General features: G+C 37.7%; 8 protein-coding genes. All 8 read left to right on the top strand.

The window, feature by feature from the left end; all coding sequences use genetic code 11:
- Positions 1 to 274: 274 nt before the first annotated feature.
- The gene (gene murB / locus QM469_RS09555) at positions 275 to 1,180 is read left to right on the top strand and encodes a UDP-N-acetylmuramate dehydrogenase (RefSeq protein ID WP_414276682.1); all 906 of its coding nucleotides are present in this window, start codon (positions 275 to 277) and stop codon (positions 1,178 to 1,180) included.
- Positions 1,181 to 1,339: 159 nt separating this feature from the next.
- The gene (locus tag QM469_RS09550; protein WP_414276681.1) at positions 1,340 to 2,497 is read left to right on the top strand and encodes an ABC transporter ATP-binding protein; all 1,158 of its coding nucleotides are present in this window, start codon (positions 1,340 to 1,342) and stop codon (positions 2,495 to 2,497) included.
- On the top strand, positions 2,478 to 3,284 hold the full coding sequence (locus QM469_RS09545; protein ID WP_000754116.1) for an ABC transporter permease: 807 nt from the start codon (positions 2,478 to 2,480) through the stop codon (positions 3,282 to 3,284). The genes QM469_RS09550 and QM469_RS09545 overlap by 20 nt, the downstream gene beginning before the upstream one ends.
- Positions 3,281 to 4,054 carry an ABC transporter permease gene (locus QM469_RS09540; RefSeq protein ID WP_045763347.1) on the top strand — a complete coding sequence of 258 codons (774 nt, stop codon included), beginning with the start codon at positions 3,281 to 3,283 and terminating at the stop codon, positions 4,052 to 4,054. The genes QM469_RS09545 and QM469_RS09540 overlap by 4 nt, the downstream gene beginning before the upstream one ends.
- Complete coding sequence (locus QM469_RS09535; RefSeq protein WP_414276680.1) at positions 4,051 to 5,121, top strand: ABC transporter substrate-binding protein; 1,071 nt, start codon at positions 4,051 to 4,053, stop codon at positions 5,119 to 5,121. The genes QM469_RS09540 and QM469_RS09535 overlap by 4 nt, the downstream gene beginning before the upstream one ends.
- A gap of 258 nt (positions 5,122 to 5,379) precedes the next feature.
- A complete protein-coding gene (locus tag QM469_RS09530) occupies positions 5,380 to 6,015 on the top strand; it encodes a hypothetical protein (protein WP_414276679.1) in 636 nt (211 codons plus the stop codon).
- Positions 5,999 to 6,805: a hypothetical protein gene (locus tag QM469_RS09525; RefSeq protein WP_414276678.1), complete on the top strand. Its 807-nt coding sequence runs from the start codon at positions 5,999 to 6,001 to the stop codon at positions 6,803 to 6,805. The genes QM469_RS09530 and QM469_RS09525 overlap by 17 nt, the downstream gene beginning before the upstream one ends.
- A 12-nt stretch (positions 6,806 to 6,817) precedes the next feature.
- Complete coding sequence (locus QM469_RS09520) at positions 6,818 to 7,216, top strand: hypothetical protein (RefSeq protein ID WP_414276677.1); 399 nt, start codon at positions 6,818 to 6,820, stop codon at positions 7,214 to 7,216.
- Positions 7,217 to 7,410 lie beyond the last annotated feature (194 nt).

Here is a 7,410-nt window from a genome sequence, read left to right as displayed (position 1 = left end):
GTTCAAAAAAAGACAATTTCCTTAGTTTGACTATGGAATTCAAACTACTTTTCATCAAATACCTTGATATACTTGACAAATGGTAGAAAAGGACTTAGTCCTGTACAATACAGAACTAAATCCTTTGGGTAAATTAATTGTCTAACTTTTTGGGGTCAGTACAAAAGAGGTTCATCCTCTTTTTAGTTTGAGCTTTTGAAAAAGCTAACCAAATCATCGAAAAATAGAGCTAAAAATGGTATAATGGAATGAATTTTATAAAAGGAATAGAAAAATGACCGTATTAGATAAACTAAAAGAAACCTTAGAAGGAATCGATATTCGATTCGATGAATCGCTAAAAACTTATACCTATACCAAAGTTGGAGGGAAGGCAGATTATTTAGTATTTCCTCGTAATCGCTACGAGATGGCTCGTGTGGTAAAATTTGCCAATCAGGAAAACATTCCTTGGATGGTTCTTGGAAATGCAAGTAACATTATCGTCCGTGAAGGTGGAGTACGTGGTTTTGTAATCATGTGTGACAAGCTCAATAATGTTTCTGTTGATGGCTATACCATCGAGGCAGAAGCTGGAGCTAACTTGATTGAAACCACTCGTATTGCCCTCCGTCATAGCTTGACTGGTTTTGAGTTTGCTTGTGGAATTCCAGGAAGCGTCGGTGGTGCAGTCTTTATGAATGCTGGCGCTTATGGTGGTGAGATTGCTCATGTTCTCCAGTCTTGTCAAATCTTGACTAAGGAAGGTGAAATCGAAACCCTATCTGCTAAAGATTTGGCCTTTGGTTATCGTCATTCAGCCATTCAAGCATCTGGAGCAGTTGTCCTATCTGCTAAGTTTGCCTTAGCTCCAGGTAATCACCAAGTCATCAAGCAAGAGATGGACCGCTTGACCCACCTTCGTGAACTCAAACAACCTTTAGAGTATCCTTCTTGTGGGTCAGTCTTTAAACGTCCAGTGGGTCATTTTGCTGGACAATTGATTGCAGAAGCTGGTTTGAAGGGTTATCGTATCGGTGGCGTCGAAGTTTCAGAAAAGCATGCAGGCTTTATGGTCAATATTGCTGATGGAACTGCCAGAGATTATGAAGACTTGATTGAGTCTGTGATTGAAAAAGTCAAGGAGCACTCAGGCGTTACCCTCGAGAGAGAAGTTCGAATCCTAGGAGAGCATGAATAAAATAAAAATAGCCTAGCTGCTGCTAACTAGAATGTAGAGGGGGTGATAGCCTATCGGTAGCGAAGATATATGCAGGTGGTCTAACTCCCTGCAAGAGGTAGTAGCGGCCTGACAGAGCCCTGATCTGTTAATCTATGAAAAAGAAGGAATTTATGCCAATTGAAAAAACCAATTATCGAATTCAAAAACGTTTCTAAAGTTTTTGAAGATAGCAACACAAAGGTTCTCAAAGATATTAATTTTGAGTTGGAAGAAGGGAAATTTTATACACTGCTAGGAGCATCTGGTTCAGGAAAATCAACCATCCTAAATATCATTGCAGGTTTGCTAGACGCAACGACTGGAGATATTTTACTGGATGGCGTGCGAATCAACGATATCCCAACTAATAAGCGCGATGTTCATACAGTCTTCCAATCTTATGCCTTGTTTCCGCATATGAATGTCTTTGAAAATGTTGCCTTTCCATTGCGTTTGCGTAAGGTCGATAAAAAAGATATTGAACAACGTGTATTAGAAGTTCTCAAGATGGTACAGCTTGAAGGCTATGAAAAGCGTTCTATCCGTAGGCTATCTGGAGGACAACGCCAGCGTGTAGCTATTGCGCGAGCGATTATCAACCAGCCTCGTGTGGTCTTATTGGATGAACCTTTGTCAGCCTTGGACTTGAAATTGCGAACAGACATGCAGTATGAACTGCGTGAACTGCAACAACGCTTGGGTATTACCTTTGTCTTTGTTACCCACGATCAGGAAGAAGCTCTCGCCATGAGTGACTGGATCTTCGTTATGAATGACGGTGAAATTGTTCAGTCAGGAACACCAGTTGACATCTATGACGAGCCCATCAACCACTTTGTTGCAACCTTTATTGGTGAATCAAATATCCTGCCTGGAACTATGATTGAGGATTACTTGGTCGAGTTTAACGGCAAACGATTTGAAGCGGTCGACGGTGGGATGAAGCCAAATGAACCAGTCGAAGTCGTGATTCGCCCAGAGGACTTGCGCATTACCCTTCCAGAAGAAGGAAAACTTCAAGTTAAGGTTGATACTCAGCTTTTCCGTGGGGTTCACTATGAGATTATCGCCTATGATGAACTCGGCAATGAATGGATGATTCACTCGACTCGTAAGGCCATCGTTGGTGAGGAAATCGGTCTGGACTTTGAACCAGAAGATATCCACATCATGCGTCTCAATGAAACAGAAGAAGAGTTCGATGCTCGTATCGAAGAATACGTAGAAATCGAAGAGCATGAAGCAGGTTTGATCAACGCTATCGAGGAGGAAAGAGATGAAGAAAACAACCTCTAAACTCTTTGTAGTTCCCTACATGCTTTGGATTGCACTCTTTGTATTGGCACCCTTGGTCTTGATATTCGGGCAATCCTTTTTCAACATCGAAGGCCAGTTCAGTTTAGAAAACTATAAATCCTATTTTGCGTCACAAAATTTGACCTATCTCAAAATGAGTTTTAACTCAGTTCTCTATGCTGGGATTGTAACTCTAGTGACACTTCTTATCAGTTATCCAACAGCCCTCTTTTTGACCCGTCTGAAACACCGTCAACTTTGGCTCATGCTCATCATTTTGCCAACCTGGATAAATCTCCTTCTTAAGGCTTATGCCTTTATTGGGATTTTTGGGCAAAATGGCTCTATTAACCAATTCCTCGAATTTATCGGAATCGGTTCGCAGCAGTTGCTCTTTACGGATTTCTCATTTATCTTTGTTGCAAGCTACATCGAGCTTCCATTTATGATTTTGCCAATCTTCAATGTCTTGGATGATATGGATAATAACCTCATTAATGCTAGCTATGACCTTGGTGCAACCAAGTGGGAAACCTTCCGTCATGTCATCTTCCCTCTGTCAATGAACGGAGTACGAAGCGGAGTTCAATCTGTCTTTATCCCGAGTTTAAGTCTCTTTATGTTGACCCGTTTGATTGGGGGGAACCGAGTGATTACCTTGGGGACTGCCATCGAGCAGAACTTCTTGACCAACGACAACTACGGTATGGGTTCAACTATCGGTGTTGTTCTTATCCTGACTATGTTTATCACTATGTGGGTGACTAAGGAAAGGAGAGAACGATGAAAAAATTATCAAATCTTTACCTAGCCTTTGTCTTTATCGTCCTTTATTTGCCAATCTTTTACCTGATCGGATATGCCTTCAATGCCGGGGATGATATGAATAGCTTTACAGGCTTTAGTTTGTCTCACTTTGAAACCATGTTTGGCGATGGGAGACTCATGCTAATCTTGGTTCAGACCTTTTTACTAGCCTTCCTATCAGCCTTGATTGCGACTGTTATTGGGACTTTCGGTGCTATCTACATCTACCAATCACGCAAAAAATATCAAGAAGCCTTCCTATCACTCAATAACATTTTGATGGTTGCCCCAGACGTTATGATTGGTGCCAGCTTCTTGATTCTCTTTACACAACTCAAGTTTTCACTTGGATTTTTGACAGTTCTGTCTAGTCATGTGGCCTTCTCCATTCCAATCGTAGTGCTTATGGTTTTGCCTCGATTGAAAGAGATGAATGGGGATATGATCCATGCGGCCTATGACCTTGGAGCTAGCCAGTTCCAGATGTTTAAGGAAATTATGCTTCCTTACCTAACACCGTCTATCATTGCAGGTTACTTCATGGCTTTCACCTATTCATTAGATGACTTTGCTGTGACCTTCTTTGTAACGGGAAATGGTTTTTCAACCTTGTCAGTTGAGATCTACTCTCGAGCTCGTAAGGGAATTTCTCTAGAAATCAATGCTCTTTCAGCCTTGGTCTTTCTCTTTAGTATTATCTTGGTTGTCGGATATTACTTCATTTCACGTGAGAAGGAGGAACAAGCATGAAACGACTCTATTCATTTTTAGCAGGAATTCTAGCGATTATCCTTGTCTTGTGGGGAATTTCCTATCATCTTGATAGTAAAATCAATAGCCGTGATAGTCAAAAATTGGTTATCTACAACTGGGGAGACTATATCGCCCCTGAACTTCTGGAGAAATTTACAGAAGAAACGGGAATCCAAGTCCAATATGAAACCTTTGACTCCAACGAAGCTATGTACACGAAAATCAAGCAGGGTGGGACAACCTATGATATTGCCATCCCAAGTGAGTACATGATTAACAAGATGAAGGATGAAGACCTTCTAGTTCCACTGGATTATAGTAAGATTGAGGGCATTGAGAATATCGGTTCTGAATTTCTCAACCAATCCTTTGATCCCAACAACCAGTACTCTATCCCATATTTCTGGGGGACCTTGGGAATCGTCTACAATGAGACTATGGTGGAAGAAGCGCCTGGACATTGGGACGACCTTTGGAAGCCAGAGTATAAGAACTCCATTATGCTTTTTGATGGGGCGCGTGAAGTACTTGGTTTAGGTCTTAACTCACTAGGCTATAGCCTCAACTCTAAAGATCCACAGCAGTTGGAGGAAACGGTAGATAAGCTCTATAAGCTAACACCGAATATCAAGGCTATTGTTGCGGATGAGATGAAGGGGTACATGATTCAGAATAACGCTGCCATCGGTGTGACCTTCTCAGGAGAAGCCAGTCAGATGCTAGAGAAAAATGAAAATCTTCGCTATGTCGTACCGACAGAAGCAAGTAACCTCTGGTTTGACAATATGGTCATTCCCAAAACAGTCAAAAACCAAGACGCAGCCTATGCATTTATCAACTTTATGCTGAAGCCTGAAAATGCTCTGAAAAATGCAGAGTATGTCGGCTATTCAACACCAAACAATCCTGCTAAGGAAATGCTCCCTGAGGAGACAAAAGAGGATAAGTCCTTCTATCCTGATGCAGATACTATGAAACACCTAGAAGTTTATGAGAAGTTTGACCATAAATGGACAGGAAAATATAGTGACCTCTTCCTCCAGTTTAAAATGTATCGGAAGTAGGATTAGAAGACAAAGAAGAGGCTGGGAAAAAGTCTTTAAAATCAGAAAACGCATAATATCGGGTGTTGAAAAAAATCTCCAGATTAGGAACTATCAGTTAGTTCTCTAGTCTGGAGATTTTTCAATATAATTCGTTATTGGGCAGTTAGGCTCCATATTTGAAATTTGCTAAAAAAATTGATAGAATGATTGGAGTAATAAATGTTACTTGCCATCAAAAGTTTGATGATAAAATGGAGATAAATAGGTTAATGACTTATGAACTTATATGAACTATTTAAAGATTATAGAGAGGGTGTTCCGTATGCCTTCGAGACAGAATTTGAAACCTTGCATTTTGATGATGATAACCGTTATGAAAAAGACGTAAAAGATTTGACAAGAGTTGTTAGGAAAAGCTTTTATGAATCTATTAGCCAATTAACGGGAAATACTAGTTATAACCAAAGCTATTTTTTTCTCCCCTCTCATGTTTGCGAACAAATTGATGAATTATTATTTGATTGTTCCCATAATGATAATCCTAACGAGTCGTCTATTGAAAAAATTAATGAATTAATTTGTAACTTTAAAAATGGAGGCAATTTTAACAATGATAACTCTTCCACTTCTTTTTTTCTTGTACAGAATGGTGTAGATAACTATAACTCGAACCAAGTTTTACTTGGCTTAAAAAAGAAAGTCACTCGAAATATTGAAGAGATTAGAATTTTAAAAGGGGATATTGATAACGGAGTTGGTTTGCTTCATAGAAGTAAAAAATATACAAAACCTGATCCAAAATTCAAACATGTATCCTTTTGGAAAAATAAAACGGGAACGCCGTTAGAAGGGTTCGGAAATATATCTAAGGAATTCCAATTGTTGGAGGAAGATGATGAAATTACTGAATAAAATATTAAAAAAATTTAATGAAAATTTTGATAATTACTTTGAAATAATCAATTTTAGCTTTCCAGTTTTATTTTGTGTGGAGCTAGCAGGAAGAGTACAAATTGGTTTTGTTAATAGCTACAAACCGAATAAAGGTGAAGTTTCCTTTATTTTAGCTAACTCAGAATATAACCGAATTATAACTTGTATTGAATGTGATACTAATGTTAGAGATTTATTTCAGGGCGATATTTATAAGTACACATATGACAAAGGTGAAAAAAATCGAAGTATGATTAATATAAGTGACCTTGATCAATATTTACCTAGTGAAGAGCTAACTGTTCAGGGAGCTTTTAATTATATTGATATTAATGAATTGCTTGAAGAACTACGAAATGAACAACAAAGGGGTTGTCTTTATAAAGAGATTAGACTGGATGAATCCTATACTACAGCATTTGGAAGATTAATGGAAAGTTATAATAAAACTTTTATAGCAATGCCTCAATATTTTGATAGTTCATCTTCTGTTCCTTTGCCAAAAATCGATTATATCAATTATTGTAAGCCATCTAAAAGTTTTAACATTGATTGTTTAGTTGATATATTTAAACACGTCGATACCGGTGAATTACGTCAGAATATTAATGAACTTCAATTAACTGGATATCATAATACCTTATCTCTAATAAAAGATGCCACATATAGTAAAGATGAGTACCAGCAAGAAGAAATTCCTGATTATAAATTTATACCTAAACTTAATAGAATAGATAGAGAAAAAAGTAATATTAATATGGTGGTCTAAAAGGAGGACGACATGAATAAACCTGTGATAAATCTAAAAAGATACGAAGTTGATAGCTTATTAGTTTCTAGAAACCTTACTAGCGATGACCATGAATCAGAAACATTCAATCTTGAAGCAAAGGTTGGCCATACAGATGATTATTCTCATGGAGCCGTAAAACTTAGTGTTTCTTTAGTTGACAAAGATGCCATGAAAAAAATATCTGTAACTATAATAGGATATTTTGAAATAAACACAGACGAAGATATCATCGATATTCTATACGTAAATGGTACTGCTATTCTTTATCCTTATTTACGTTCTATTGTTTCAATAGTTTCGGCAATTGATAGCAGTGAAGCAATGTTGCTACCTACCATTAATGTTTTAGAATTATTAGATAAATCTCAACATTTTGAAGAAGAATAATTTATTAGCTCTCTAAATAACAACTATATGTTGTCTATCTCTTGCACTCTTAATAGATTTTATACTCCTGTATAATGTAATCATAGTGGCTTACCAAAGATTCGGTTCGAGGATAACATTTAGAAAAATTTTTCATAATCAAACGTATATTATAATGGTCTCTTAATATTTGATAATATGCGCTTTTCTCATTT

The sequence above is a fragment of the Streptococcus infantis genome (assembly GCF_047464215.1).
Lineage (GTDB): Bacteria > Bacillota > Bacilli > Lactobacillales > Streptococcaceae > Streptococcus > Streptococcus infantis_P.
Note: the sequence above shows the minus strand (reverse complement) of the source record. Positions and strands in the feature narration are given on the sequence as shown.